The following is a 25,572-nucleotide window of genomic DNA, read 5'->3' on the forward strand; positions in this document are numbered from 1 at the left end:
CATTAACTAACAGATGCATCCAAAACGTTTTCCGCTTATCCTTTCACCCCGGCGTGAATAACCCTCGTTTATTCGCTTTTATTAAGATTTTTTGACCGCCGGAGCTCTGCACCATGACCGCACAACCCCAAGCCCTGAAAATCCGCCGCCCTGACGACTGGCATATCCATTTGCGTGACGACGACATGCTGAAAACGGTTCTGCCCTATACCAGTCAGGTGTTTGGCCGGGCGATTGTGATGCCGAACCTGGCCCCACCGATCACCACCGTTGCCGCGGCACGTAGCTATCGTGAACGTATTCTGGCAGCCCTCCCCGCAGAACATGACTTCACGCCGTTGATGACCTGCTACCTGACGGATTCGTTGGCTGCGGCTGAGCTGGTCAACGGGTTTGAGCAAGGGGTGTTTACCGCTGCCAAGCTCTATCCAGCCAATGCCACCACCAACTCCAGCCACGGCGTGAGCGATGTGGCCGGGATTTATCCCCTGCTTGAGCAGATGCAGAAGATCGGTATGCCGCTGCTGATCCATGGCGAAGTCACCGATGCCAGCGTGGATATCTTCGATCGCGAGGCTCGCTTTATCGAACAGGTGATGGAGCCGGTTCGCCGCCAGTTCCCGGAGTTGAAAATCGTATTCGAGCATATCACCACCCGGGAAGCCGCTCAGTACGTGCAGGAAGGCAATCGTTTCCTTGGTGCCACCATTACGCCGCAGCACCTGATGTTTAACCGCAACCACATGCTGGTAGGCGGGATCCGGCCACACCTGTTCTGCCTGCCGATCCTCAAGCGTAACATCCATCAGGAAGCGTTACGCAGCGCCGTTGCCAGCGGTTGTGACCGCTTCTTCCTCGGCACCGACTCGGCACCTCATGCCAAACACCGTAAAGAGACCAGCTGTGGCTGTGCAGGGGTATTCAACGCCCCAAACGCGATGCCCGCCTACGCCACCGTGTTTGAGCAATTAGGCGCGCTGGAGCATCTGGAAGCCTTCAGCTCGCTGAATGGCCCCCGCTTCTACGGCTTGCCGGTGAACCAGGACTTTATCACGCTGCAACGCCTGCCGGTGGCCCAGCCAGAGGAGATCACTTTGGGTAATGAAGCCGTGGTGCCCTTCCTGGCCGGTGAGACCATCAACTGGTCAGTGACCGACTGCTAAATATTTTATTTCTGCTCTTGCCTCCGGCGCTAGTTAACTGTATAAATATCCAGTAGACAGTTCCGGGGGCAATTATGCGTGTTGAAGTCACTATAGATAAAACCAAACCACTGCCGCCGGGGGCAATCGAAGCCCTGACCGGCGAATTCAGTAAACGGGTCAATCGCCAGTTTCCTGACACTACCGTCCAGATCCGTTATGCCGGTGCCAATGGCCTTTCCGTAATGGGCGGTGCCAAAACAGATAAAGACCTGATCGAGGAGATACTCCAGGAAACCTGGGAAAGTGCCGACGATTGGTTCAGTGCAGAATAATTCTGCAATGTAGTTGTTGCCGGGGGTCGCTCTCCGGCTTTTTTGTTTCCGCCGTATTGCCCTTTTCCCTGGAAGAAACAGCACTTGTGGTCTGTAATGATTAGACGACTTATGGTGCAACAAAGGTGTAAACAATGGTTCCGGATAAAGGCAAGCCCGAAGAAGCGATGACCTTTGGCGAGTTGCTGGCCCTGATCGCCGATCAAAAACGGCGGTTGAGCGTGCTCGAGGTCGCTTTCTCTTATTTGTCTTTTGGCTTGAATGACAAAGCCAACCAGTTGCTGATCCACAGCCTGAAACTGGAAGCACAAAATCAGAACCGCGATCCTGAAATGCAAAAGCATTTCGCCCATCTTGCCGCCGAATTAGAAAGTCATGCGCACGTGCAACTTCCTCCTGCATCCGAAGAGTAATATTTGAACTGGCGCAGCATGCAGCGCCCCAACCATTTGCCGATTAATTGCGCAAAAAATATTTATTTGCAATAAACCGCAGGAAAACACCCCACGCCAGATCTCGGATGCGTATACTGTAAAAGCTCACCATGAAGATGAGACGCATTGATCCTCGTTAGTAACTCCAGCTAGTCACTACTTGATAAGGGGTCTTTATGGACAGAAATGATGAAGTAATACAGACACATCCGCTTGTTGGCTGGGATATCAGTACCGTCGATGTTTATGATGCCATGATGATTCGCCTTCATTACCTGTCTTCACTAGACCAAACAGCCGAAGAAGCGCAAGTGGATCGGACTCTTTGGCTAACCACAGACGTTGCCCGCCAATTGATCAATATTTTAGAGGCTGGCATCGCCAAGATAGAATCTACGGATTATTTAGACCTTGATCGAAGAAAACATTAACCCATTCACCCTCAACCGCTAAGGCGTCGGCAAATAACCGGCGCCTTTTCTTTTGTATCGGCCCGCATCGGTTCCTGATGCATTACCGCCGCCAAACTCTTATCATATCCGCCATCAGCGACACATCAAAGAAAGGATATGGCACGTGGAATATGACTTGATCATCGTGGGTAGCGGCTCGGTTGGGGCTGCTGCAGGCTATTATGCGACAGCCGCAGGCCTTAAGGTCTTAATGATCGATAGCGCTTTCCCCCCGCACCGTCAGGGCAGCCACCACGGCGATACCCGCATCATCCGCCATGCCTACGGCGAAGGCGAAAAATATGTGCCTTTTCTGCTGCGTGCCCAGGCACTGTGGAACGGATTAGAGCAGAAAAGCGGCGACAAGCTGTTTCATCCCTGTGGCGTGCTCACACTTGGGCCACAAGACAGTGAATTTGTCACCACAGCACAGCGCAGTGCCAAAAACTTTAACCTTAATACCGAGTTACTGAGCGCCGAACAGATCCAACAACGCTGGCAAGAATTCACTGCGCCAGCAGGTTATGTCGGCCTGTTCGAACCCGATGCAGGAATACTGCGCTCTGAACTGATTGTTGCCAGCTACGTCAAATTGGCCAGAGAAGCGGGCTGCGCCCAACTGTTCAATTGCCCGGTAACCGCCATCGAGCCAATCGAGCAAGGGGTTGAGGTCGTTACTTCAGAGGGGCGCTACCAAGGGCGTAAAGCCGTGGTCTGCGCGGGTACCTGGGTTAAAAATCTGTTACCACAGCTTCCAATTTCACCGGTGCGTAAGGTGTTTTCCTGGTATCAGGCCGATGGCCGTTACAGCGAAAACAACCGTTTTCCGGCTTTCACCGTTGAAGCGCAAGACGGCTGCCACTACTACGGTTTCCCATCCGAGAATGACGGCTTAAAGGTCGGTAAACATGATGGTGGACAACCGATGGAGACAGCAGATCAGCGCAAGCCGTTCGGCTCCCTGGCCAGCGACGGTACCGAAGTATTCGGCTTTCTGCGCCACTTCCTGCCAGGGCTTGGCGTCTGTCTGCACGGTGAAGCCTGTAGCTATGATATGAGCCCGGATGAAGACTTTATCATCGACACCCTGCCTGACTGCCAACGCCTGATGGTGATCACCGGCCTGAGTGGCCACGGCTTTAAATTTGCCAGCGTACTGGGTGAGATAGCCGCGCTGTTTGCGCAAGATAAACCTTCATCCTTGGATATCACGCCCTTCAGCCTGCGGCGTTTCTGACCGTTCAATCCCCTGTTCGCCCCGCTCTGGCCAGCGGCAGGGGAAACCTCCAACAATAAAATCCCACTAATATACTGATATTCCTGAAAAATAGGTTATAGACGGAAATATCTTCCTATAGCCACTGGATTTCCGAATTGATCCCACAACCGGGTAAGGCCTATTTTACATAATTAGGCTCTAGCCCTTTTGTATCTTCAACAAGGACGTCACTATGAAACTACTCGTTGTGGACGAATGCTGTTTCACTCGTATTGGGATCGCCAACCACTTTACTGACAACGTGTTTGCGTCAGTAAACTGCTGCCCAGACATCGACACCGCGCTTCCTCTACTGGCCAGTTTCAAACCCAACCATATTTTGGTGAATCTGTCCAACTACTGCCGCTGTACAACAGACAATCAACTGCTTTCAGCGTTTATCACGGCGGCGTGGCGTGCAACGGTACATATTTATCTGGATGTTCCTTATCCCTACAGTGAAAGCCCGCTGCGCATTGCCAGCAATACTTTTTTATTCAACAAAGCCGTGCTACCCATTGCGCTAAAAACGCTAAGTAAAATCCCAAGTGAACTAATGAAGGATGAAGAGGCTCATTCGCTTTTCAGCCCGCAAGAGTTGACGGTAATGCGCTATTGGATGTCCGAAATGCCAAATTATCGCATCGCCAAGAAATTACAGATCAGCGCCCATACGGTGTACGTACATAAACGCCATATCACCGAGAAAATCAACGTGCGTAACCGGCTGGAATTTTATTCACTGTATAACATACTGCGTTATTTCTATCCGCCAGAACCCACCACCTTTAAGCCGGTGGGTTCGGCTTCGTTAGAACTGCGGGCCGCCGTTTAAGCCTTATTTCGGCGTAATTTCGTTTATCTGGCGTCCATCACCGAGGAGCATGGCCACCTTGCGTCCTCCGTCCATAGTTTCCAACGTGATGCGCGCGATAATGGTCAAGGGGACCGAAAGCAACATCCCCACGGGCCCCATCAGCCAGCCCCAGAAGATCAGGGAAAGGAACACCACCAGCGTAGAAAGCCCCAGCCCACGGCCCATGATCCGCGGTTCCAGCATATTACCGATGATCAGGTTGATCAGAATATAGCCCGCAGCCACCACGGCCGCATCGGCAAAGCCGTTAAACAGCAAAGCCTGGATCAGCGGCGGAATAGCAGCAATGATCGAACCAATATTGGGCACATAGTTGAACATGAACGCCATCATGCCCCAGATAAAGGCAAAACGAACGCCAACCCAGCTTAGAAAGCCCCAGACGATCAGGCCAGTTGCCAGACTGATAGCGGTCTTAATCACTAGATAGTGTGTGACCCCTTGCAAGGCCCGGCGGATAGTGGCCATCCCTTCGGTGGGATTATCCAGCGCCTGCTGCAGCTTAAAGGGCAATACCTTTACCTCAAACAGCATAAAGACCACCGTCATCAATAACAGGAAGATGCTGGTCATCGCCCCAGAAAGGTGCCCCAGCAGGCGGGTCACCAAGTTCATGGTGGCACCAGGATCGACGTATTTGACCACCGCATCTGCCGAGAAGTTAATATCCAGATTGAAGCGTTGCGCCTGGTATTGCAACTCACCCAGCTTCTCCAGCATCATGCCCCGATACTGTGGCAAGGAGCGAGCAAACTCATTTAATGAAGCTCCCAGCATGCCGACCAGGGTCAGCAACAGCACGACGATGGCAATCACCAACAGCGTCACCCCCAGCGCTCTGGGCACACGAAAACGTTCCAGTAGCAGCACCAGTGGGTTTAACACGATGGCCAAGAAAACCGCCAGCAGGAATGGCACCACAATATCTGCCGCCGCCTTTATGCCAGCCAGGATCACCACCAGCATGGCCAGCATCATAATCAAACGTAGCTTGCGGTCATTTAACTCGGGTATGCCCATGAAAATTCCTTGTGTGATACTGGCCCACCAGAGCCATTGATAAATACATGTTAGCAAATTATTCCTTGCTGTCGCAGGCATATTACCCTCAAGTTGCTGAAGGAATTAAACTAATCCTGGTTGACAGGGCGAACAAATAATCGGCGCTAGTCGTTATTCAATTATTTGCCAAGGTTTCTGATGGTATTTACGAAAAATGACAAAAGCTGACAATGAAGAATAAAGTCGATAGATTTCAATTGGCCAGCGTTTCTCCAGTATTGCCAAAAAAACGCCCTCTCCGACGATTCCTTTGACCAACTTGCCACAACTCAAACAAATCTACTGATTAATATCTTTATGCAGTAACTTAGTTAAATTTATTATTGATTTATGTTTCTTAAAGTTTAAGTATTGCTGTCGGTAAATGAGTTTTGTAAGGAAAACTGATGCTCTGGAAAAATACCGCCGACCGCTTTGGTCACGTTTCTGTACTGATCCACTGGCTGGTGGCGCTGACCGTTTACGGCATGTTCGCCCTCGGCTTATGGATGGTGACGCTGGGTTACTACGACGTTTGGTATCACCAGGCGCCGGAGATCCACAAAAGTATTGGCACACTGCTGTTTATCGTCATGGTGGTACGGGTGGTTTGGCGCTTTATCTCGCCGCCGCCCAAGCCTCTGGCCAGTTATAGCCGTCTTACGCGTATCAGTGCCGTGCTCGCCCATATCGCACTTTACACCGTGCTGTTCGCCATCCTGATCAGCGGCTACCTGATCTCGACCGCCGATGGTCAGGCAATCAGCGTATTTGGCTGGTTTGACGTACCGGCCACTGTCACCGGCTTGCCACAACAGGCTGACACCGCCGGGACTATCCATCTTTATCTGGCTTGGGCCGTCGTGGTGCTTTCGGTACTGCACGGCCTGGCCGCGCTTAAACATCACTTTATTGATGGTGATGTGACTTTGAAACGGATGCTGGGACGCAGCACCGATTAACCCTTTGGATTTATGGAGATATTGCTATGTTGAAGAAAACCGTATTAGGCCTGGCCGCGGGCGCCCTGCTGTTAAACGCCGGTTCCGCTCTGGCTGCCAACTATAAAATCGACAAACAAGGCCAGCACGCCTTTATCGAATTCCGCATCCAGCACCTGGGTTACAGCTGGGTTTACGGCACTTTCAAAGATTTTGACGGTGGCTTCACCTTCGATGCAAAAGACCCGGCTAACGATAAAGTCAACGTTACCATCAACACAGCCAGCGTAGACACCAACCACGCCGAGCGTGACAAGCACCTGCGCAGCGCCGATTTCTTGAACGTTGAAAAGAACAAGCAGGCTACCTTTACCTCTACCGAAGTGAAAAAAGACGGTGAAGGTTATGCCGTAGTCGGCAACCTGACGTTGAACGGCGTGACCAAGCCGGTCACACTGGCAGCCAAACTGGTCGGCGAAGGTAAGGATCCTTGGGGCGGTTACCGCGCCGGTTTCGAAGCCAACGGTAAAATCAAGCTGAAAGACTTTGGCATCACCACTGACCTGGGCCCGGCTTCTCAGGAAGTTGAGCTGATCATCTCGGTCGAAGGCGTTCGCGAGAAGTAATACATTCTTTATACAACAAGGGCGCTGAATTAGTAGGGGCGCTGCATGCTGCGCCCGCTTAGCAGCGCCCTACTTAACTTATGTGTCCCCTTACTCTTTCGGTTCTGGGATATGCATGGTGGTTTGCAACAGCCCTTTGGACTTATTGAAGATTTTTACGCCATTCTCGCGGCCAGCCCGGCGGGCTCGCTGTTCTTCACGCGGTAGTTTCAACTCTTCGCGGCAGGTCTCGCTGCAACAGCCAGCAAATTTCTCGGCACAGCTTGGGCACTGGATAAACAGCAGATGGCAGCCGTCGTTCAGGCAGTTGGTATGAGTATCACATGCCGCACCGCACTGATGGCAGTTGGCAATCACGTCTTCTGAGATACGTTCCCCCATGCGTTCGTCAAACACAAAGTTCTTGCCGATAAACTTCAGTGGCAACCCTTGCGCCTTCGCCTGGCGGGCATATTCGATAATACCGCCTTCCACGTGATAGACGTTTTTGAAGCCATTATGCAGCATATAGGCGCTGGCTTTCTCACAACGGATCCCACCGGTACAGTACATGACAATATTTTTGTCTTTCTGCTCCTGTAGCATCTCCACCGCCATCGGTAGCTGATCGCGGAACGTGTCGGAAGGCACTTCGATCGCCTTATCAAAGTGCCCAACCTCGTACTCATAGTGGTTGCGCATATCAACGAACACCGTATTCGGATCGTCGATCATCTGGTTAACGCGATCGGCCTGCAGATACTCACCCACATTGGCAGGGTTGAAGGTCTCATCTTCAATCCCGTCGGCCACAATACGTTCACGCACTTTCAGGCGCAGTACCCAGAAGGATTTGCCATCGTCTTCCAGCGCAATATTCAGGCGCACTTGGTCCAGAGCCGGATGCGAAGCAAACAGCACGGTTTTGAACGCGTCAAAGTGACTCTGCGGCACGCTGATCTGCGCATTGATGCCCTCTTTGGCCACGTAGATACGGCCAAACACCTTCAGTTTATCGAACTGAATATACAGGCTATCGCGAAATGCCTTGGGGTCGTCAATGGTGAAATATTTATAAAAAGAAACTGTGGTGCGTGGCTCGGTTTCGGCCAGCATACGCGCCTTCAGTTCCTCATTAGAAATTCGGTTATGTAACACTGGCATGGTGTACTTTCCTGTCTTTCGGGAGGTGACTGATTGAGTGCCCACGGGCCGTTAGCCCGCGCGCGGCGCACATCATACCCGAAAATAGACTGCAACACAGCATTAACCCAGCGGCAATGATTTCCGCACAAAGCTTGACGTTATTGGCAAATACCGATAAGCCTAGTGCACGTTGTAGCAACGAATTTTGACGGACCTTGAGGAAATTATGAGCCAGCTGTTTACTCCTATCACCCTGGGGCTACTGCGGTTGCCTAACCGTATTATTATCGCCCCCATGTGCCAGTACTCTGCCGACAACGGCAAAGCCACCGAGTGGCATACAATGCACCTCGGCCATCTATCCCTTTCCGGGGCGGGTTTGCTGATTGTGGAAGCCACTGCGGTTTCACCGGAAGGCCGTATTTCTCCGGGGGATCTGGGCCTTTGGGACGACGCTACCGAACAAGCACTTGCCGACGTAATTCAGTCCGTAAAAAAACACGCCACCATGCCTTTGGGGATCCAACTGGGGCATGCTGGCCGCAAAGCTTCATGCGCCCTTCCCTGGCAAGGCGGGGCTCAGTTGGCCAAGAGTGAGGGCGGCTGGCAAACACTTTCTGCCTCCAATCAGCCCTTTAACCCTCTGGATGAGGCTCCACAGGCCATGAGCCTGGATCAAATCGAGCAGTTAAAGGCACACTTTGTTGCAGCGGCACGGCGCGCCGACCGTCTCGGCTTCGATCTGATCGAACTGCACGGGGCGCATGGTTACCTGTTGCATCAGTTCCTTTCGCCACTGGCCAATCAGCGCACCGATCAATACGGCGGATGTCTGCAAAATCGTATGCGATTGTTGCTGGAAATTTTCAGCGAGGTGCGGGCAGTCTTCCCGGCCAATAAAGCGCTTGGGGTGCGGATCTCCGCCAGTGACTGGGTTGAAGGGGGCTGGAACGAACAGCAGTCCGTTGAGCTGACCAGCGCTTTAAAGGAATTGGGCTGCGATTACATTCATATTTCCAGCGGCGGCCTATCGCCGCAGCAAAAAATCCCGGTGGGGCCGAACTACCAGGTGCCGTTTGCCGAAACCATCAAACATAAAGTAGGGATACCAACCATCGCTGTGGGGTTGATCACCGAACCGGAACAGGCAGAAGCGATCGTCGCCACGGGTCAGGCCGATATGGTCGCGCTAGCGCGCGGTATTCTCTATAACCCCCGCTGGCCATGGCACGCGGCCGCCAAACTGGGGGCCCAAGTGCAGGCTCCGCCACAGTATTGGCGCTCAGAACCACACCGGGTGAAAGGATTGTTCAAAGACCATTAAAACGGCCTCAAGCGGGCGTTTAGCGCCCGCTTGACCATTCCGTAGCCCCGGAAATAACCGCTCCAGCCAGCAGCCCGCCCCCCGCTACGGCTAGCAAAGGGTTGTACTGCATATAGGCACCAAGACAGCCAAGTAACCCACCGATCACCATTAGCCCAGCGCTTAACCATGATGCCAACATAGTTACCTCCTGAATCAATAAACGAATAAAACACTGCCTGACTTATAGGTCGATTCTTACCTTGTTTGGTCAAATAACCAACAACCGCACCTGATTTAGGCCTAAAAAGGGTGTTTTAATGCGGTGAGTTTTCCTGTTACATAAGAAAAATGTCACAATACGCTACTATAAACGGCAGAAAACCATCGCATAGACCGAGTCATTCAGGCAACCCGTGGCCAGCAAAAAATTCTGATGGCGACCTACAACACGACTTATGGCAACTCGGCGTGTCTATGCATTTTATCTGTTATTACTGTTAAATGACTGCTTCTAAGCTGAGAACCCATGACGCAAGTTCCTTCTTTCAATCGATCTTTACTGCATCCGCGCTACTGGCTTACCTGGTTTGGCATCGCCTTACTCTACCTGCTGGTCCTGCTGCCCTACCCAATTATTTATCGTTTGGGGACCGGATTGGGTCGCTTTTCAATGCGTTTCCTCAAACGCCGGCGAGCGATAACTGAGCGTAACCTGGAACTGTGCTTTCCGGATATGCCGAGAGCCGAACGTGATGCGTTGATCGCCAAGAACTTCGAATCCGTGGGGATGGGGCTGTTTGAAACCGGCATGGCCTGGTTCTGGCCCAACTGGCGTATCGAGCGCTGGTTCAGCGTCAGCGGCCTGGAGCACATTCAAAAGGCACGGGACAATCATCAAGGGGTGTTGCTGATCGGCCTGCACTTCCTGACGCTGGAGTTGGGTGCTCGTATCTTTGGCATCCACAATCCGGGGATCGGCGTTTACCGTCCACACGATAACAAGCTGATGGACTGGCTACAGACCTGGGGCCGTATGCGCTCAAACAAATCCATGCTGGATCGTAAAGACGTCAAGGGGATGATCCGTGCCCTGAAACAGGGTGAGATCATCTGGTACGCACCGGACCATGACTACGGCCCGCGCAGCAGCGTGTTTGCCCCGCTATTTGCCGTAGAAAAAGCAGCGACCACCACCGGCAGCTATGTGTTGATCCGCATGGGGAAACCGGCGATCATTCCCTTTACGCCACGCCGCCTGCCAGAAGGAAAAGGGTACGAACTCATCATGCAGCCAGCGGTGGAAAATTTCCCGCTGGATAACGAAGTCGAGGCTGCAGCCTTTATGAACAAGGTGGTAGAAAAAGAGATCCTGATGGCGCCGGATCAATATATGTGGCTACACCGCCGCTTCAAGACCCGCCCAGAAGGTGAGCCTTCTCTCTATTAATCATTACGGGCCGAGATGGCCCGCATGATATTGTCACTTTCCCAGCAACAGGAGCTTCTATGTATATCGTCAGCCTGACCTATCACCGCCCGATTGAAGAAGTAGAAAGCCATCTTGAAGGGCATATCGCCTGGTTGAAGCACTATTTTCAAACCGGCAGCTTTATTGCCTCTGGCCGTAAGAACCCACGTACCGGCGGCGTGATCCTGGTAAAAGATATGGAACGCACCGAGCTGGATGCCATCCTGGCGGAAGATCCCTTCGTTGCCGTGGCCAATTATGAGGTGACAAACGTCGCTCTCACCACTACCAGCGCCGGATTCGAAGCCTTGGCCGGTGCCTGAACCCTCCGTTCCCGCGTTGCCCGGCGCGGGAATAATTGTCATTCTCCGTTTTAAAACTTTATTTCATTTTCACGCAAAATCACACAGCTGCTCATTTGATAACCTGCGTTATTAAGCGCATACTTACCAAGCTAACTTTTTTGCCTTGCGCGATCGCCAGGCATCTTTTCCCGCACGGATACCTATGGCCCCGGCAGCAGAACCTATCAATTGGCAACGTAACCTGTTCATCACCTGGCTGGGCTGCTTTCTGACCGGTGCGGCCTTTAGCCTGATCATGCCGTTCCTGCCGCTGTACGTTGAAGCTCTTGGCGTTACCGGCCATCAGTCGCTTAATATGTGGTCCGGATTGGTGTTCAGTATCACCTTCCTGTTCTCCGCCATTGCCTCACCGTTCTGGGGCAGTCTGGCCGATCGCCGTGGGCGTAAGCTGATGTTGCTGCGTTCTGCGCTAGGAATGGGCATTGTGATGGTGCTGATGGGCATGGCGCAGAACATCTGGCAGTTTCTGGCGCTGCGCGCGGTGCTGGGGTTGTTCGGCGGCTTTATTCCCAACGCCAATGCACTGATTGCTACCCAGGTACCGCGCCATCGCAGCGGCTGGGCGCTAGGCACCCTATCGACCGGAGGCGTCAGTGGTGCCCTGATTGGCCCATTGATTGGCGGCTTGCTGGCTGACCAATATGGCCTGCGCCCCGTGTTCTTCATCACTGCCACTGTGCTGTTTATCTGTTTCCTGCTGACGCTATTTTGCGTACGTGAACAATTCACTCCAGTGCAGAAAAAAGACATGCTGCATGCGCGCCAGGTGTTTGCCTCGCTCAAAAGTCCCAAGCTGATCCTCAGCCTGTTTATCACCACAATGATCATCCAGATCGCCACTGGCTCGATTGCCCCAATCCTCACGCTTTACGTGCGTGAACTGGCAGGCAACATCAGCAACCTGGCGTTTGTCAGCGGTTTGATCGCCTCGGTACCCGGCGTTGCCGCCTTGATGAGTGCGCCACGGCTGGGCAAGCTGGGCGACAGGATCGGCCCGGAGCGGATTCTGGTGTTTATGCTGGTGATTTCCGTGCTGTTGCTGATCCCAATGGCCTTTGTCCAGACACCGTGGCAACTCGGCGTATTGCGCTTCCTGCTCGGCGCTGCCGATGGCGCACTGCTGCCTGCGGTGCAAACCCTGCTGATCTACAACTGTACCAATCAGGTTGCCGGGCGAATATTCAGCTATAACCAATCTTTCCGGGATATCGGCAACGTCAGCGGCCCACTACTCGGCGCCGCCGTTTCTGCCAGCTATGGATTCCGCGCGGTATTCTGCATGACGGCGCTGGTGGTGCTATTTAACGCGTTCTATTCCTGGTGGTGTTTACAGCGGCGGCCAGCGAGAATGCGTGAAGACACGTTACAGGAAGAGTAATAGCGCTATTTATCGCCAGTTGTTCTGATAAATATTACCCAAGCCCCGTTTCCCTTACTTTTATTATTGTTACCCTCCCGCTCCGGCTCTGCCCCAATCTCTAAGAACAATATTATTAACACCTTGTTTTTAGACACAAAAATCACAATCAGAGCAATAAACCACCTGTCAATGGAAATAACGCCACAACCAACATAAAAACCAATAAAGTAGATGTTTGTCGACTTTTCGTCTAAAAAATGGGATACAGGTACTAGACAAAGCCACCATTCAGTTATCAAATGGTTAAATAATATCACGCCAGAAGTAACATTCTGACCAAGTGAATAAAATGGCCTGCAGGGTTTTCAAGCTTAATAGGCGCTGCGGCTGAGGTTTTGTCAGGTAATCCGCATCAGCGGGATTACCTCACTTACAGACACAGACATACCACAGTATCTGCTGCCAGCGCGCAGCACATTATATTGGGAAGACTTTATGCAATCCTCTGTTAATCAGAAAGAAAGCCGGACGTTCCTCGGCCATCCATATCCTCTCGGCTCGTTGTTCTTCACTGAAATGTGGGAGCGCTTCTCGTTTTATGGCATTCGTCCGTTACTGATCCTGTTTATGGCCGCCACGGTTTATGACGGCGGGATGGGTTTGGCGCGCGAAAACGCCTCGGCGATCGTCGGTATCTTTGCTGGCAGTATGTACCTGGCGGCACTGCCGGGTGGCTGGTTAGCCGATAACTGGCTCGGCCAGCAAAAAGCCGTTTGGTACGGTTCGATCCTGATCGCTCTGGGCCACCTGTCGATTGCCCTATCCGCTATTATGGGCAACGACCTGTTCTTCGTCGGCCTGATGTTTATCGTGCTCGGTTCCGGCCTGTTCAAAACCTGTATCTCGGTAATGGTTGGAACCCTGTACAAGAAAGGCGATGCGCGCCGTGATGGTGGCTTCTCGCTGTTCTACATGGGCATCAACATGGGCTCCTTTATTGCCCCGCTGATTTCCGGCTGGTTGATCCGTTCACACGGTTGGCACTGGGGCTTCGGCATCGGTGGTATCGGGATGTTGGTGGCCTTGGTGATTTTCCGGGTGTTTGCCGTACCGGCCATGAAGCGCTATGACAGCGAAGTGGGCCTGGACTCAACCTGGAATAGCCCGGTTGCCAAGAAAAATGGCGTGGGTGCCTGGCTGATTGCGCTGGCCGTAGGCGTTGCCGCGATCGTGGTTATGATCTCACAAGGCATCATCGTGATTAACCCGGTCGCCGTTGCCAGTATGCTGGTTTACGTCATCGCCGCCTCGGTCACGCTGTACTTTATCTACCTGTTCTTCTTTGCCGGCCTGAGCCGCAAAGAGCGTGCTCGTCTGCTGGTCTGTTTTATCCTGCTGATTTCTGCCGCCTTCTTCTGGTCGGCCTTCGAACAGAAACCGACCTCGTTCAACCTGTTCGCTAACGATTACACCAACCGCATGATCGGCGACTTCGAGATCCCAGCGGTATGGTTCCAATCGATTAACGCACTGTTCATTATCCTGTTGGCGCCAATCTTCAGTTGGGCCTGGCCGGCTCTGGCTCGTAACAAAATCCGCCTGAGCAGCATCACCAAATTCGTGATCGGTATTCTGTTTGCCGCCGCAGGCTTTGGCCTGATGATGCTGGCCGCGCAACAAGTGTTGGGCAATGGCGGCGCGGGCGTGTCACCAATGTGGCTGGTGGGCAGTATCCTGATGCTGACGCTGGGTGAGCTTTGCCTGAGCCCGATTGGCCTGGCAACCATGACGCTGTTGGCACCGGATAGAATGCGTGGCCAAATGATGGGCCTGTGGTTCTGTGCCAGCGCGCTGGGCAACCTGGCCGCCGGTTTGATCGGTGGCCACGTGAAAGCGGATCAGTTGGACATGCTGCCAACCCTGTTCGCCCGCTGCTCTATTGCGCTGGTGATCTGTGCCGCCGTGCTTATCCTGCTGATCGTCCCGATCCGCCGTATGCTGGAAAATACCCAGGGTAAAAACGGTGACAAACCGGTCACGCACGCCTGATAGACACTGAAGCCATTTAATTAAGCCAGCGCCCAGCGCTGGCTTTTTTTATGCCTGCCAGGCACGTGCTTGCAACACCACGCGATAACCATCCAAATCTTCAAACGTTTGCCCATGCACATCCCAATAAGGGTTGTACGCCCGTACACGCTCAAAGCCACTGGCTAGCATCCGATCGCACCTTCTCTGCCAACTTGCAACCTCCGGCACATAAAATACCAACAGGTTGTCCTGCGTTGGTGCGCGCCCAACCAGCACACCGCGGTGATGAGTGAACTCCAGATGATAGGCATGGTGCGGATGGCCAAGCATAATGCCATCGAACCCCTGGTGATCTGCAAACTCACCCAGTTGTTCAAACCCCAGGCCCTGGCAATACATGTTGGCAATCGCGGCCAAATGGTCGGTGGGCCGGGCAATCCGTAATACCGCGTTGGCAAGTTCCATATTTCCTCCCGTTGGCAAACAGCTAGCCTAAGCCGTTTCATGGCAAAACGGCGTACAGGAAATGCGCTTTGCGCTAGCGGCAAGACATGGCATGCTGCAACAGACACGTCATCAGGATCCAGAGGAGAAACAATGCTGTTTAACGTCGATTTTCTCCCAGAGAATCAGTCTATCGTGCCATTTTCAAAGGACTATCAGGATGGTGATTGCGAACCGGATCACTGCCACAACTGCGCCCAACTGATCCATGGCCTTAGCGGCGTGGTACAGGTGAATACGCGCGTAGGCAGTTGGGTCGTTCCCCCAGGCCGTGGTGTCTGGTTACCGGCCAAAGTGGAACATAACCTGCGTTTTAGCGGTAACGTGGCGGCACGCACGCTGTTCGTCGATCCCCTGGCCCGTGCCGATTTGCCTGCTCAGTGCCAAGTGGTGCAGATTTCCCCCTTATTGCGTGAACTGATTATCAGCGCGATGGATATTCAGCCCGGCTACCGGCCCGGCGGACGCGAAGAACGCATTATGGAACTGATCCTCGATGAGTTGCGTATGCTGCCGATCCTGCCCCTGCACCTTCCCGAGCCACGCGATGGCGTCTTATTGGCCCTGTGCCAGCACATTCAACAATCTTTGGCGCAGCCTTGGGAGTTGGAGCTGGCGGCGCAGCACATCAACGTCAGTGGCCGTACGCTGTCCCGTCGATTCCAGCGTGAGACCGGCCTACGCTTTAGCGACTGGGTACGTCGTGCCCGCCTGCTGGCGGCACTCAACGCCCTGGCCGCCGGAAGGTCGGTGCTGGAGGTGGCTTTGGATCTGGGCTATGACAGCCCCAGCGCGTTTAGCGCCATGTTCCGCCGCCTGCTTGGCGTTTCCCCCAGCACCTATTTTGCCCAGGCTCAGCCGGCAATCACGGCAAACAACGGCCAGCCACGTTGAACAGAGCCTGGAGCGAGGCACTGGCCGAGTCGGCGTCAATCCCAACTCCGTAAATTGCCTCCCCCCTTGCTGGGGTACAACGGATATAGGTTACTGCCCGGCTATGGCTCTGATGACCCAAGGTGTGTTCATGGTAGTCGTCGATAGCCAGCACCAGGCCAAAGCGCTGGCATAACGCATCTACCGCGCTGGACAACAGCCCATTACCGCTACCTTGCAACTGCATTGGTTCCCCTGCCAGTGCCACCTGCGCCGTAAAGCTGTAAGCCGCCCCACCCTGGCTTTGCGTTTGATAGCTGAGCAGCTGTAAGCGCGGCTGTTCCACCAATCCGTAGCTGTTGCGGAACAGCCGCCAGATTTCCGCCACCGTCATCTCCTTGCCGCTTTCATCCGTGGCCTGTTGCACCACTTTGCTGAAATCGATCTGCAAGCCACGTGGCAAGCGCAATCCATGATTCTGCTCTAACAGCCAGGCAGCACCACTCTTGCCAGACTGGCTGTTTACGCGGATCACCGCCTCATAGCTGCACCCCACGTCTGCCGGGTCAAGCGGCAGATAAGGCACCTGCCATAACCCATCTTCACGCTGCTGTTGGGCGGCAAAGCCTTTCTTGATAGCGTCCTGATGCGAGCCAGAGAATGCGGTAAACACCAACTCTCCGGCATAAGGATGGCGCGGATGTACCGGTAACTGGTTGCACTGCTCCACCACTTCAACCACTTCCTTCAACCGGCTGAAGTCCAGCCCTGGCGCGATGCCCTGGGTGTACAAATTGAGCGCTAACGTCACCAAATCGACATTACCCGTGCGTTCACCGTTGCCAAACAGGCAACCTTCCACTCGGTCAGCCCCCGCCAGCATGGCCAACTCTGCGCAAGCGACACCGGTACCGCGATCGTTATGCGGATGCACGCTGATGGTCACCTGCTTCCGCTGGCTGAAGTGGCGACAGAACCATTCGATCTGGTCGGCATAAATGTTCGGGGTACTCATCTCCACGGTGGCGGGCAGGTTGATAATCATGGGCCGCTGGCGTTCAGGTTGCCACACGTCCGCCACTGCCTCACAAATTTGCAGGGCAAACTCCAGTTCGGTAAAGCAGAAGGTCTCCGGCGAATACTCGAAACACCAGTCAGTTTCCGGATGCCGGTCGCACCATTGGCGAATACGGCGTGCGCCATTCACCGCCAGCGCCACGGTAGCAGCCTTGTCCTGCTTGAAAACGATGTCGCGAAACATCGGGGCGGTGGCGTTATACAGATGCACGATGGCACGTGGAGCCCCTTGTAACGACTCCATCGTGCGGTCGATCAGATCGTCGCGCGACTGCGTGAGCACCTGGATTGAGACGTCATCCGGGATCAGCCGTTGCTCGATCAAGTGACGTACGAAGTCAAAATCGGTTTGTGATGCGGAAGGAAATGCTACCTCGATTTCCTTAAACCCGCAGGACAGTAACAACTGGTAGAACTGTAGCTTGCGAGCGTTATCCATCGGCTCTGCCAACGCCTGATTGCCGTCACGCAGATCGCTAGAACACCAGCGCGGTGCCTGCTGCTGGGTGCGCCCCGGCCACTGACGATCGGGTAAATCGATGGCCGGGAATGGCCGGTACTTGCTTGCTGGGTTGGCTAACATCCTGATTCTCCTACAGACCAAAGTGTGTAGTCATTATTTCCTACCCGTAGCCACACGTCTCCCGGCGGATGGACAACCATCGTCGCAAAACGGACAACAAAAAATTTGCATCCTGCGGCGATGCGACAACAATTAATGCTGGTGTCCCCCACGATGATTGAAAAAGGAGATGAGCATGAGCCTGTATGCCACGCTGGAAGAAGCGATCGAAGCCGCTCGCGAAGAGTTTATCGAAACGGCGGAAGGCGGCGATGATGAGCCGCCGGTACCTCAACAGTTTAACCTGCAAAAATACATCATGTTGGATGGCGACACGATGTGGCAGGCGGAGTTTTTCGAAGAAGAAGGTGAGTCCGTTGAATGTATGACGATGCGCAGCGGTGCTGCCGCCCAGGCCATTTTTGACGGTGACTACGACGAGATTGAGATCCGCGCCGAGTGGATCAACGAAAATACGCTGCATGAGTGGGAGGAAGGTGATTTTCAGCTCGATCCTCCGCTGGATACCGAAGAAGGCCAAAGCGCTGCCGACGAATGGGATGAACGTTGAGCCCGTTGGGTGGGCGCCTGGTTGCCCACCCTCGCCTTGACGACCCTGGCTACGCATTGCATGCTGCTACATTCTTCCCTTAACACAGGCAGGTATCATGTTCATCAGGCAAGCAGTTCCCGGTGATTATCCCGCAATTCTGGCTCTACAGGCGCAAAACACTCCAGAGCAACTTAGCCCCCAGCAGCGGCAACAGGGCTTTATCGTATCGCAGATGAACGAAAAACAGCTGGCAAGTATCAACTGCGGCCTGGGTATTTTGATCGCTACCGAAGAAGAACAGTTGGCTGGGTTTGTCTGCCTGATGCCAACCGACGCCCAACCCCGACCGCCGGTAGTGGATGCCATGCTGCACACGTTGGCCACACAGCGGTTTCAAAACCAGGCATTGGATCAACAACGGGTATTTCTGTACGGCCCGGTATGCCTGAGTGCCGATTGGCGGGGAAAAGGTGTGCTACGCCAGTTGTTTGCAGCGGTGAAAGCGCGAACTCAGCAGGATTTTGACGTTGGCGCGCTGTTTGTTAGTGAGGATAACCCGCATTCGCTCGCCGCCCATGTCGCTGGCCTGGGAATGACGGCGTTGACCACTTTCCACTGCAATAACCAAAGCTATCAGTTGGTGGTCTTCGCAACCAGAGGCTAAGACCTATTCGTAAGGCCCGTGCTGCGCATCAAACGGCAGCATAAAGGTATCCACCACCAGCGAGAGCGGCACATCAATCACCATAACACTGCGCCAGGGAGTATCACGCAAATCCCACTGCACCCCTGGATAATATTGGTGCCCGTGGCCTGCACCAGGCACCGTGCGGCTGATAATGCTACCGCAGCCAGATAATGCCGTCACCATAGCGGCCAACAGTGCCAGACGGACTAGTGAAGCCATTTTCAACATCCAAGCTTTATTGAGATTGAAACGAAAAAGGGGAACACGCAGTGCGCATTCCCCTTTAATTAATACTAACCGTTAGCGTTGGCCGACGGGGTGAGCCAGTTCATTATGCGGTAACTGCCGATAATGTTCGCGCCAGGCCTCGCCCTGCGGCAGCAGCCAAATGCGCTGATGCAGGCGTGACAACGCTACCGGATCGCTTAACAGCTCAAGGCGTTTGGCTTTCGCCAACTTCTCTGGCCCTACTTCCATCGCCTCGTTCACCCGCTCTTCCCGCGTCCGATCGATAATGGCACGCAGATGGTGACGAGCCGTTGCCAGCGCGGCAGCCAAGGCGTTGTAGGACGGGTCCACCGCCGCATGCATAAAGCCATTGCGCAAGGCACGCTGACGATTAAGCTGCAGATAGGTGTCTGTGGCAACCAGTTCACGCGGCGGATCGTACTCTTCCGGGATCAGGAACAGCTTGGCCCGCTTGCTCTTGAGACCGAGCGTAGCACGGCTCGACAGCGCCGAAACAAACGGTGACAGGATCAGCGAGAAGACGATCGGTGACAGCCACCACAGGAAGTTCAGATCCAGCAATGCCATGCCGCCGCCCCAAACCAGCCCCAGCAGCATTTGCGAGCCGTGACGCTTGAAGGCTTCTCCCCAAGGGGTGTCATCGTCATCACGCTGCGGCGAGTTCCACACCACTTCCCAGCCCAGGAAGGCGCTGACCACAAACACGGTATGGAACAGCATGCGCACCGGCGCCAACAGCACTGAGAACATCACTTCCATCAGCATGGAAATCAGCAACCGGATCGGCCCGCCGTACTGCTTCGAGCCTTTTGCCCAGACCAGCACGATGCTCAGCAACTTCGGTAAGAACAGCAGCACCATGGTGGTAGAGAACAGCGCAATCGCCAGTTCTGGCTTCCACTGTGGCCACACCGGGAACAACTGCCGGGGTTGCAGGAAGTATTGCGGTTCCACCAGCGTATGCACTATCTGCAACGCGGTGGACAGCGCCAGGAACATAAACCACAACGGTGCCGACAGGTAGGACATTACCCCGGTCAGGAACACCGCGCGGTGTACCGGATGCATGCCTTTTACCAGAAACAGGCGGAAGTTCATCAGGTTACCATGACACCAGCGGCGGTCGCGTTTCAGCTCGTCCAGCAGGTTAGGCGGTAACTCTTCATAACTACCCGGCAGATCGTAGGCTATCCACACGCCCCAGCCAGCACGACGCATCAATGCGGCTTCTACAAAGTCATGGGAGAGAATGGAGCCAGCAAACGAGCCCTCACCCGGCAACGGTGCCAACGCGCAGTGCTCGATGAAGGGTTTCACCCGGATGATGGCGTTATGGCCCCAGTAATGGGATTCGCCCAACTGCCAGAAGTGCAGACCCGCGGTGAACAACGGGCCATAGAGGCGCGTGGCGAACTGCTGCACACGAGCATACAGCGTATCCATGCCTGAGGCTTTTGGCGCAGACTGGATGATACCGGCGTTCGGGTTGGCTTCCATCAAGCGTACCAGGCCGGTGAGGCACTCGCCGCTCATCACGCTGTCCGCGTCCAGGATCACCATGTAGCTGTACTCACCGCCCCAACGACGGCAGAAGTCGTCGATGTTGCCGCTCTTACGTTTCACACGGCGGCGGCGACGGCGGTAGAAGATACGTCCGTGGCCCTCAACATCGCGGCACAGCTCCATCCAGGCTTTCTGTTCGGCGACGCAGATATCGGGATCGTAACTGTCGCTCAGCACATAGATATCGAAATGCTCAAGCTGACCGGTCGCCTTCACCGATTCGTAGGTTGCCCGCAACCCGGCAAAGACCCGTTCAACGTCTTCGTTACAGATCGGCATGATCAACGCGGTACGGTGCGCTGGATCGATCGGCTCATCACCTTTGATAGTCGAAGAGATGCTGTATTTATCTTTGCCAATCAGCAGTTGCAGGAACCCCATCAACGCCGTCCAGAAACCGGCAGAGACCCAGCAGAACAGAATGGCAAACAGGATCAGAATACCGGTCTGCAAAAGATACGGTAATATTTGCAACATCGACTGCATCAGATCCTGATCGAACATGGCGATAGGATCGATCAGCGCCCAGCCCTGATAAGGCAGGATGGTTTTCATGTACCAGGTGGCGATGCCGGTTTGCACCAACATCAGGATCAACAGCACGTAACGGCGCATTGAACCGACAATACGCCAGCGGTTTTCCGCCTCGGCTTCTTCTTTGCTGGCATGACGATTGTGCGTCTTACGACCCAGCAGAGTATCCCAGAAACGCCCCACCGGGTTGGTGCGCCAGGCTTCAGGGAACATGGTGGTACGTTTTATCGGCGGCGTGGCTTTCAGAATGGTGCGCCCTTCCGGGTCACAATCGAAATCGTCGTCATCGACGGCCTCCGGCCAAGCCTGGCTGATGCGTGCCTTGACCGAGGCCAGGGCAATGTCATCGGCAGGCAGCGATGCCACATTGACATCAGAGGCTCCCATCTGACGATGCAAAGCCTCCAGTGCCGGGGTATCACCCGCCATCATTTGTTGTTTGAGCACCCCTGACCGCTCATCGGTCAGGGGCATTGCCGCAAGATATTCCTGGGCAGTTTCAGTAGACTTATTCATTGGCAGGTAGCTGATAGCTCCAGGTTTCCGTCAAGGTCTTGTCACCGTTGACCAACGCAGCACGCATTTCTACCGGCTGTTTCTCGTCTTTCACTTTCAAACGCACCGTCAAACGCCAGCCTTTGGTGACCGGATTATAGCGAACGCTGTTTTCCACCATTTCGCCGTTGTCACCAATGCTGATCTGAGAAGCTACCGGCGTATCGGCATCCAGCGCTTTCAGTGCCGGGCCGACGAAGTCAACCAGGAACGCCACGCTGCCGTCCGGCTCGCGGATCAGGTTTGACTGCTTCACATCACCGGTTGAACGCATGGTTTTACCCACGTAGCCGATATCCTGTGAATGCAGCTTCTCTTCGTCGCGGGTGAAGTACAGGCGGTAGTTCAATGCCAACGGCGTTTTTGCATCAGGCAACACGTCCGGCGTCCAGAACGCCACGATGTTATCGTTGGTTTCATCCGCGGTTGGGATCTCTACCAGCTCAACCTTGCCCTTGCCCCAATCGCCGCGCGGCTCAACCCAGGCGCTTGGACGCAGATCGTAACGATCGTCCAAGTCTTGGTAGTCACGGAAATCACGGCCACGCTGCAGCAGACCAAAACCTTTCGGGTTTTCGATGCTGTAAGTGCTGACCGACAGGTGCTTAGGATTGTTCAGCGGACGCCAGATCCACTCGCCGTTACCAGCATGGATAGACAGACCGTTGGAGTCATGCAGCGCCGGGCGGTAATTCAGCGTTGGCGAAGGATTGCTCGGCCCAAACAGGAACATGCTGGTCAACGGTGCCATACCCAACTTGCCCACTTTGTCGCGCAGGAACACTTTGGACTGGACATCTACCGTGGTATCGCGGCCGGGGTAAACCACAAAACGATAAGCGCCGGTGGCTCGTGGGGAATCCAGCAAGGCATAAATCACCAGATGTTTGTCGCCCTGCTTAGGACGTTCGATCCAGAACTCGCGGAAACGCGGGAACTCTTCGCCAGATGGCAAGGCGGTATCAATAGCCAGCCCACGGGCAGAAAGCCCATAAACCTGCCCTTTACCCACCACGCGGAAGTAGCTGGCGCCCAGCATGCTCATGATTTCGTCGTTCTTATCCGCACTGTTGACCGGATAGAGCACTTTAAACCCGGCGAAACCGAGTTTCTTCACCGAGTCGGGATCGTGCTTGACGGGACCAAAGTTGAAATAGTCCGGGCTGTATTTGATCTCTTTGACGGTGGTGGCCGTAACCTCGTTGACGGTCACCGGCGTGTCGAAGTACATCCCTTGATGGTAGAACTCAAGCTTGAAAGGGGTTTTCAGCTTGCTCCACACGGCTTTATCGTGATTGAACTGGATCTGCTGATAGTCCGCGAACTTCATATCGCGAAACTGAGAAGGAAGGTTGCTCTTCGGGGCTTCAAAGCCTTTTCCTGCCAGATCCTGTGCCTGTTTGGCCACATCGTCGATAGAAAAAGCCCATGCCTGCGAACTCAACAACGTGCATAAAACGGTAGCACCTAACCAACGTACGCTCGTGGCGCGTGGTTTTTTTGATAATAGATTTACTAGCACATCCCCCCCTATTCGTGTGCTCAAAATATTCAAAATCCATATTAATGGATTATTCTGCTCGCCGACAACATGATAAACGTGTGCTGATGTTTACGGCTTAGAGTTTAAGCAGTTGTGCAGCGTAGCAAGCCGTGCTCCAAGACGCTATGGAAAAATGTCGGTCGCTATAGTAGGGTTTGAGTTTGCGATTACCCCATTGCCGACTTATTAAGCGGGTTTACACTCCCCTGATGCAACCACCAGCGGTAACCTATGACTAACAGCAGTAACCAGCGCGAGTTTTTCCTGGATTCGATCCGGGCCTATTTGATGCTGCTGGGCATTCCTTTTCATCTTTCTCTGATTTACTCCAGCCACTCGTGGGCGGTAAACAGCACGACCCCGTCGTTTTCGCTGACGGTGCTGAACGACTTTATTCACGCCTTTCGCATGCAGGTGTTCTTCATTATCTCCGGCTACTTCTCCTACATGCTGTACGAACGCTATGACAGCCACCGCTGGTTGAAGGTACGCCTGGAGCGGGTTGCCATTCCGCTGTTGAGCTCTATCCCATTGATTACCCTGCCACAGTTTTTTTTACTCAAGAACTACACCGATAAATTAGCCGGCTGGGATGATTTTACCCCTTATCAAAAAATAAACGTGGCGGTTTGGGAGTTGGTCTCCCATCTGTGGTTTTTATTAACCTTGTGCTTATTGACCTGCGCCTGTTTTTATCTGTTTAAAAAAATTAAGGCGATAAAAACGCCGATGGCACCGCGGCCAATAAATAAAATGACCAATCTCAGCAATATCTCATTGTGGTTTTTATTGTATGCCTTTATATACGGCGTGTTTCATCGCATTATTTTAATCACCGCACCGCATTTACTGTCTAACGGCCTGTTCAACTTCGTGGTGATGGAAACCCTGTTCTACCTGCCGTTCTTCATTGTGGGTGCCTACGCGTTTAAGTACTCATGGCTGAAAGCGGTGTTCCTCAAGCCCTCGTGGCCAGCCGTACTGGGCTCACTGCTGCTGTTGGTAGCCTACATGCTCAACCAGAAACTGCTGGCGCACAGCAGCTTAGGGTTTGAACTGGAAATCATGATCAAAGCCGTACTTGGGGTCCTGATGGCCAACGTGGTGTTCGCATTTGGCCATGCGCTGCTCGATTTCCATTCGCCTCGCATTACCTATCTGGTCAACGCTTCGCTGTTTATCTATCTGGTTCACCATCCGCTGACGCTGATATACGGCGCCTTCGTGACTCCGCTGATCGATAATAATCTGCTGGGTTTCCTGCTGGGCCTGGTGTTCGTCTTTGCTTGCGCCTTCCTGTTATATGAGTTCCACAAGCGCATCCCGCTGTTACGCTTCTTGTTCTCTGGTAAAGCCTAACCTCCCGTATCAGGGCGTTGCTTGCAGCGCCCTGATAACATAATGTGACCCTCTCGCAGGAGACGCATGCTATGACCGCTTAGCTATAATTGATCGGTGGTCAGCGCACATATTGCTCAACCTATCGCGACCCGTTGATGCAAAGTTGTGCTGGAGCATATTGCAGTGACTTGTTATAACTACAGTGCATAAGAAAAAATCCACATCCCTGCCTTACGGTAGCGATTGGGCTCACGAACCCTAAGGGATGGCGCATCACCATCGCGTGCGCCGGTAACATTTCCCTTCCGTCACGACAGAGAGGATTTTTAATGACCGATAAACCGACCGCAGCAACTGAAGCCGTAGCAGAAAACGCCACACTACTGAAAATCTTGGGTAGACTGCTGTCCGCACTGGATTCTTCCATCAGCGGCAAAGATCGCAGCGTATTGGTAACCGAGCTTTCCAGCCTCAACCTGGACGGGATCTCCGAGGCCGAAAGGAAACTGGCAGCCGAATTAATCAAGCGTGCCCTGCAATCACTCGATCACTAACCTCCCGCCTGCAAACCATTAAGCCTCCTGCTGGGGGGTTAATGGTTTTTCATCAATAACCTGTTTCCTACTGTCCTCAATGAGCTGATAAATAGGCACAAAAGCCGCAATACCCACATTTCACCTCTCTTTTCATCAAATTTTGCGGCAACCAGCCATAATGACACCGTTTTTTGGCAATCAGCCTTGGCGTTGCACAGGAAAAACAGGCTATT

26 protein-coding genes are annotated in these 25,572 nt (G+C 53.7%); 18 read left to right on the forward strand and 8 right to left on the reverse strand.

All coding sequences use genetic code 11. The annotated features are described in order from the left end of the window. The first annotated feature begins 113 nt into the window (after positions 1-113). From pyrC to ACMV5I_RS02820, 6 genes are all read left to right on the forward strand, one after another. A complete protein-coding gene (gene pyrC / locus ACMV5I_RS02795; RefSeq protein ID WP_141131965.1) occupies positions 114-1,163 on the forward strand; it encodes a dihydroorotase in 1,050 nt (349 codons plus the stop codon). Between the two features lie 74 nt (positions 1,164-1,237). Next, positions 1,238-1,477 carry a DNA damage-inducible protein I gene (gene dinI, locus ACMV5I_RS02800; RefSeq protein ID WP_021178315.1) on the forward strand — a complete coding sequence of 80 codons (240 nt, stop codon included), beginning with the start codon at positions 1,238-1,240 and terminating at the stop codon, positions 1,475-1,477. A gap of 134 nt (positions 1,478-1,611) precedes the next feature. Next, the gene (locus tag ACMV5I_RS02805) at positions 1,612-1,890 is read left to right on the forward strand and encodes a hypothetical protein (RefSeq protein ID WP_121606580.1); all 279 of its coding nucleotides are present in this window, start codon (positions 1,612-1,614) and stop codon (positions 1,888-1,890) included. 197 nt (positions 1,891-2,087) lie between these two features. Then, positions 2,088-2,342 carry a biofilm formation regulator BssS gene (gene bssS / locus ACMV5I_RS02810; protein WP_024485935.1) on the forward strand — a complete coding sequence of 85 codons (255 nt, stop codon included), beginning with the start codon at positions 2,088-2,090 and terminating at the stop codon, positions 2,340-2,342. 145 nt (positions 2,343-2,487) lie between these two features. Then, on the forward strand, positions 2,488-3,600 hold the full coding sequence (gene solA / locus ACMV5I_RS02815) for an N-methyl-L-tryptophan oxidase (protein WP_174334091.1): 1,113 nt from the start codon (positions 2,488-2,490) through the stop codon (positions 3,598-3,600). 214 nt (positions 3,601-3,814) lie between these two features. Beyond that, the gene (locus ACMV5I_RS02820) at positions 3,815-4,456 is read left to right on the forward strand and encodes a helix-turn-helix transcriptional regulator (RefSeq protein ID WP_414823618.1); all 642 of its coding nucleotides are present in this window, start codon (positions 3,815-3,817) and stop codon (positions 4,454-4,456) included. Between the two features lie 3 nt (positions 4,457-4,459). Here the strand turns inward: ACMV5I_RS02820 and ACMV5I_RS02825 are convergent, their stop codons facing one another. Beyond that, complete coding sequence (locus tag ACMV5I_RS02825; RefSeq protein WP_414823619.1) at positions 4,460-5,518, reverse strand: AI-2E family transporter; 1,059 nt, start codon at positions 5,516-5,518, stop codon at positions 4,460-4,462. Positions 5,519-5,946: 428 nt separating this feature from the next. Between ACMV5I_RS02825 and ACMV5I_RS02830 the strand changes: the two genes are divergently transcribed. Both ACMV5I_RS02830 and ACMV5I_RS02835 read left to right on the forward strand, forming a co-directional pair. Next, entirely contained in the window at positions 5,947-6,501 is a 555-nt protein-coding gene (locus ACMV5I_RS02830) for a cytochrome b (protein WP_414823620.1), read from the forward strand. A 26-nt stretch (positions 6,502-6,527) separates the two neighbouring features. Next, the gene (locus tag ACMV5I_RS02835; protein WP_414823621.1) at positions 6,528-7,106 is read left to right on the forward strand and encodes a YceI family protein; all 579 of its coding nucleotides are present in this window, start codon (positions 6,528-6,530) and stop codon (positions 7,104-7,106) included. 90 nt (positions 7,107-7,196) lie between these two features. On the opposite strand, the gene ACMV5I_RS02840 is transcribed toward ACMV5I_RS02835, so the two are convergent. Beyond that, positions 7,197-8,249: a rhodanese-related sulfurtransferase gene (locus ACMV5I_RS02840; protein ID WP_141131961.1), complete on the reverse strand. Its 1,053-nt coding sequence runs from the start codon at positions 8,247-8,249 to the stop codon at positions 7,197-7,199. Positions 8,250-8,457: 208 nt separating this feature from the next. Here ACMV5I_RS02840 and ACMV5I_RS02845 point away from each other — a divergent pair, with 208 nt between their 5' ends. Next, positions 8,458-9,555, forward strand: coding sequence for an NADH:flavin oxidoreductase/NADH oxidase (locus ACMV5I_RS02845; RefSeq protein ID WP_414823622.1), 1,098 nt, complete (start codon positions 8,458-8,460; stop codon positions 9,553-9,555). 19 nt (positions 9,556-9,574) lie between these two features. Here ACMV5I_RS02845 and ACMV5I_RS02850 read toward each other — a convergent pair whose 3' ends face one another. Next, positions 9,575-9,736: a histidine kinase gene (locus ACMV5I_RS02850; protein WP_414823623.1), complete on the reverse strand. Its 162-nt coding sequence runs from the start codon at positions 9,734-9,736 to the stop codon at positions 9,575-9,577. Between the two features lie 327 nt (positions 9,737-10,063). Between ACMV5I_RS02850 and ACMV5I_RS02855 the strand changes: the two genes are divergently transcribed. From ACMV5I_RS02855 to ACMV5I_RS02870, 4 genes are all read left to right on the forward strand, one after another. Then, a complete protein-coding gene (locus ACMV5I_RS02855; RefSeq protein ID WP_024486561.1) occupies positions 10,064-10,984 on the forward strand; it encodes a Kdo(2)-lipid IV(A) acyltransferase in 921 nt (306 codons plus the stop codon). 59 nt (positions 10,985-11,043) lie between these two features. Next, positions 11,044-11,328 (forward strand): YciI family protein, encoded by a 285-nt coding sequence (locus ACMV5I_RS02860; RefSeq protein ID WP_414823624.1) that lies wholly within the window; start codon positions 11,044-11,046, stop codon positions 11,326-11,328. Between the two features lie 184 nt (positions 11,329-11,512). Then, complete coding sequence (mdtG, locus tag ACMV5I_RS02865; protein ID WP_414823625.1) at positions 11,513-12,748, forward strand: multidrug efflux MFS transporter MdtG; 1,236 nt, start codon at positions 11,513-11,515, stop codon at positions 12,746-12,748. A 477-nt stretch (positions 12,749-13,225) separates the two neighbouring features. After that, the gene (locus tag ACMV5I_RS02870; RefSeq protein WP_414823626.1) at positions 13,226-14,779 is read left to right on the forward strand and encodes a peptide MFS transporter; all 1,554 of its coding nucleotides are present in this window, start codon (positions 13,226-13,228) and stop codon (positions 14,777-14,779) included. Positions 14,780-14,827: 48 nt separating this feature from the next. On the opposite strand, the gene ACMV5I_RS02875 is transcribed toward ACMV5I_RS02870, so the two are convergent. Continuing rightward, positions 14,828-15,226, reverse strand: a complete 399-nt coding sequence (locus ACMV5I_RS02875; protein ID WP_414823627.1) for a VOC family protein — start codon at positions 15,224-15,226, stop codon at positions 14,828-14,830. Between the two features lie 132 nt (positions 15,227-15,358). On the opposite strand from ACMV5I_RS02875, the gene ACMV5I_RS02880 reads away from it, so the two are divergent. Beyond that, the gene (locus tag ACMV5I_RS02880) at positions 15,359-16,159 is read left to right on the forward strand and encodes an AraC family transcriptional regulator (RefSeq protein WP_414823628.1); all 801 of its coding nucleotides are present in this window, start codon (positions 15,359-15,361) and stop codon (positions 16,157-16,159) included. On the opposite strand, the gene leuA is transcribed toward ACMV5I_RS02880, so the two are convergent. Continuing rightward, complete coding sequence (gene leuA / locus ACMV5I_RS02885) at positions 16,131-17,798, reverse strand: 2-isopropylmalate synthase (RefSeq protein WP_202811116.1); 1,668 nt, start codon at positions 17,796-17,798, stop codon at positions 16,131-16,133. The two genes, ACMV5I_RS02880 and leuA, sit on opposite strands and share 29 nt — an antisense overlap. Before the next feature lie 175 nt (positions 17,799-17,973). Here leuA and ACMV5I_RS02890 point away from each other — a divergent pair, with 175 nt between their 5' ends. Further along, positions 17,974-18,348: a MysB family protein gene (locus ACMV5I_RS02890; protein ID WP_024485685.1), complete on the forward strand. Its 375-nt coding sequence runs from the start codon at positions 17,974-17,976 to the stop codon at positions 18,346-18,348. Positions 18,349-18,445: 97 nt separating this feature from the next. Next, positions 18,446-18,994 carry an N-acetyltransferase family protein gene (locus tag ACMV5I_RS02895; protein WP_414823629.1) on the forward strand — a complete coding sequence of 183 codons (549 nt, stop codon included), beginning with the start codon at positions 18,446-18,448 and terminating at the stop codon, positions 18,992-18,994. A 3-nt stretch (positions 18,995-18,997) separates the two neighbouring features. Here ACMV5I_RS02895 and ACMV5I_RS02900 read toward each other — a convergent pair whose 3' ends face one another. From ACMV5I_RS02900 to ACMV5I_RS02910, 3 genes are all read right to left on the reverse strand, one after another. Further along, positions 18,998-19,237, reverse strand: a complete 240-nt coding sequence (locus ACMV5I_RS02900; RefSeq protein WP_370454289.1) for a YceK/YidQ family lipoprotein — start codon at positions 19,235-19,237, stop codon at positions 18,998-19,000. A gap of 81 nt (positions 19,238-19,318) precedes the next feature. Further along, positions 19,319-21,880 (reverse strand): glucans biosynthesis glucosyltransferase MdoH, encoded by a 2,562-nt coding sequence (mdoH, locus tag ACMV5I_RS02905; protein ID WP_414823630.1) that lies wholly within the window; start codon positions 21,878-21,880, stop codon positions 19,319-19,321. Then, on the reverse strand, positions 21,873-23,441 hold the full coding sequence (locus ACMV5I_RS02910) for a glucan biosynthesis protein G (protein WP_414823631.1): 1,569 nt from the start codon (positions 23,439-23,441) through the stop codon (positions 21,873-21,875). Before ACMV5I_RS02910 ends, mdoH begins: the two co-directional genes overlap by 8 nt. 252 nt (positions 23,442-23,693) lie before the next feature. Between ACMV5I_RS02910 and mdoC the strand changes: the two genes are divergently transcribed. Next, complete coding sequence (gene mdoC, locus ACMV5I_RS02915; RefSeq protein WP_414823632.1) at positions 23,694-24,821, forward strand: glucans biosynthesis protein MdoC; 1,128 nt, start codon at positions 23,694-23,696, stop codon at positions 24,819-24,821. 311 nt (positions 24,822-25,132) lie between these two features. Continuing rightward, entirely contained in the window at positions 25,133-25,357 is a 225-nt protein-coding gene (locus tag ACMV5I_RS02920; RefSeq protein ID WP_021178338.1) for a hypothetical protein, read from the forward strand. Positions 25,358-25,572: the final 215 nt, after the last annotated feature.

This window comes from Serratia sp. T13T92 (genome assembly GCF_047530105.1).
GTDB classification, from domain to species: Bacteria; Pseudomonadota; Gammaproteobacteria; order Enterobacterales; family Enterobacteriaceae; genus Chania; species Chania fonticola.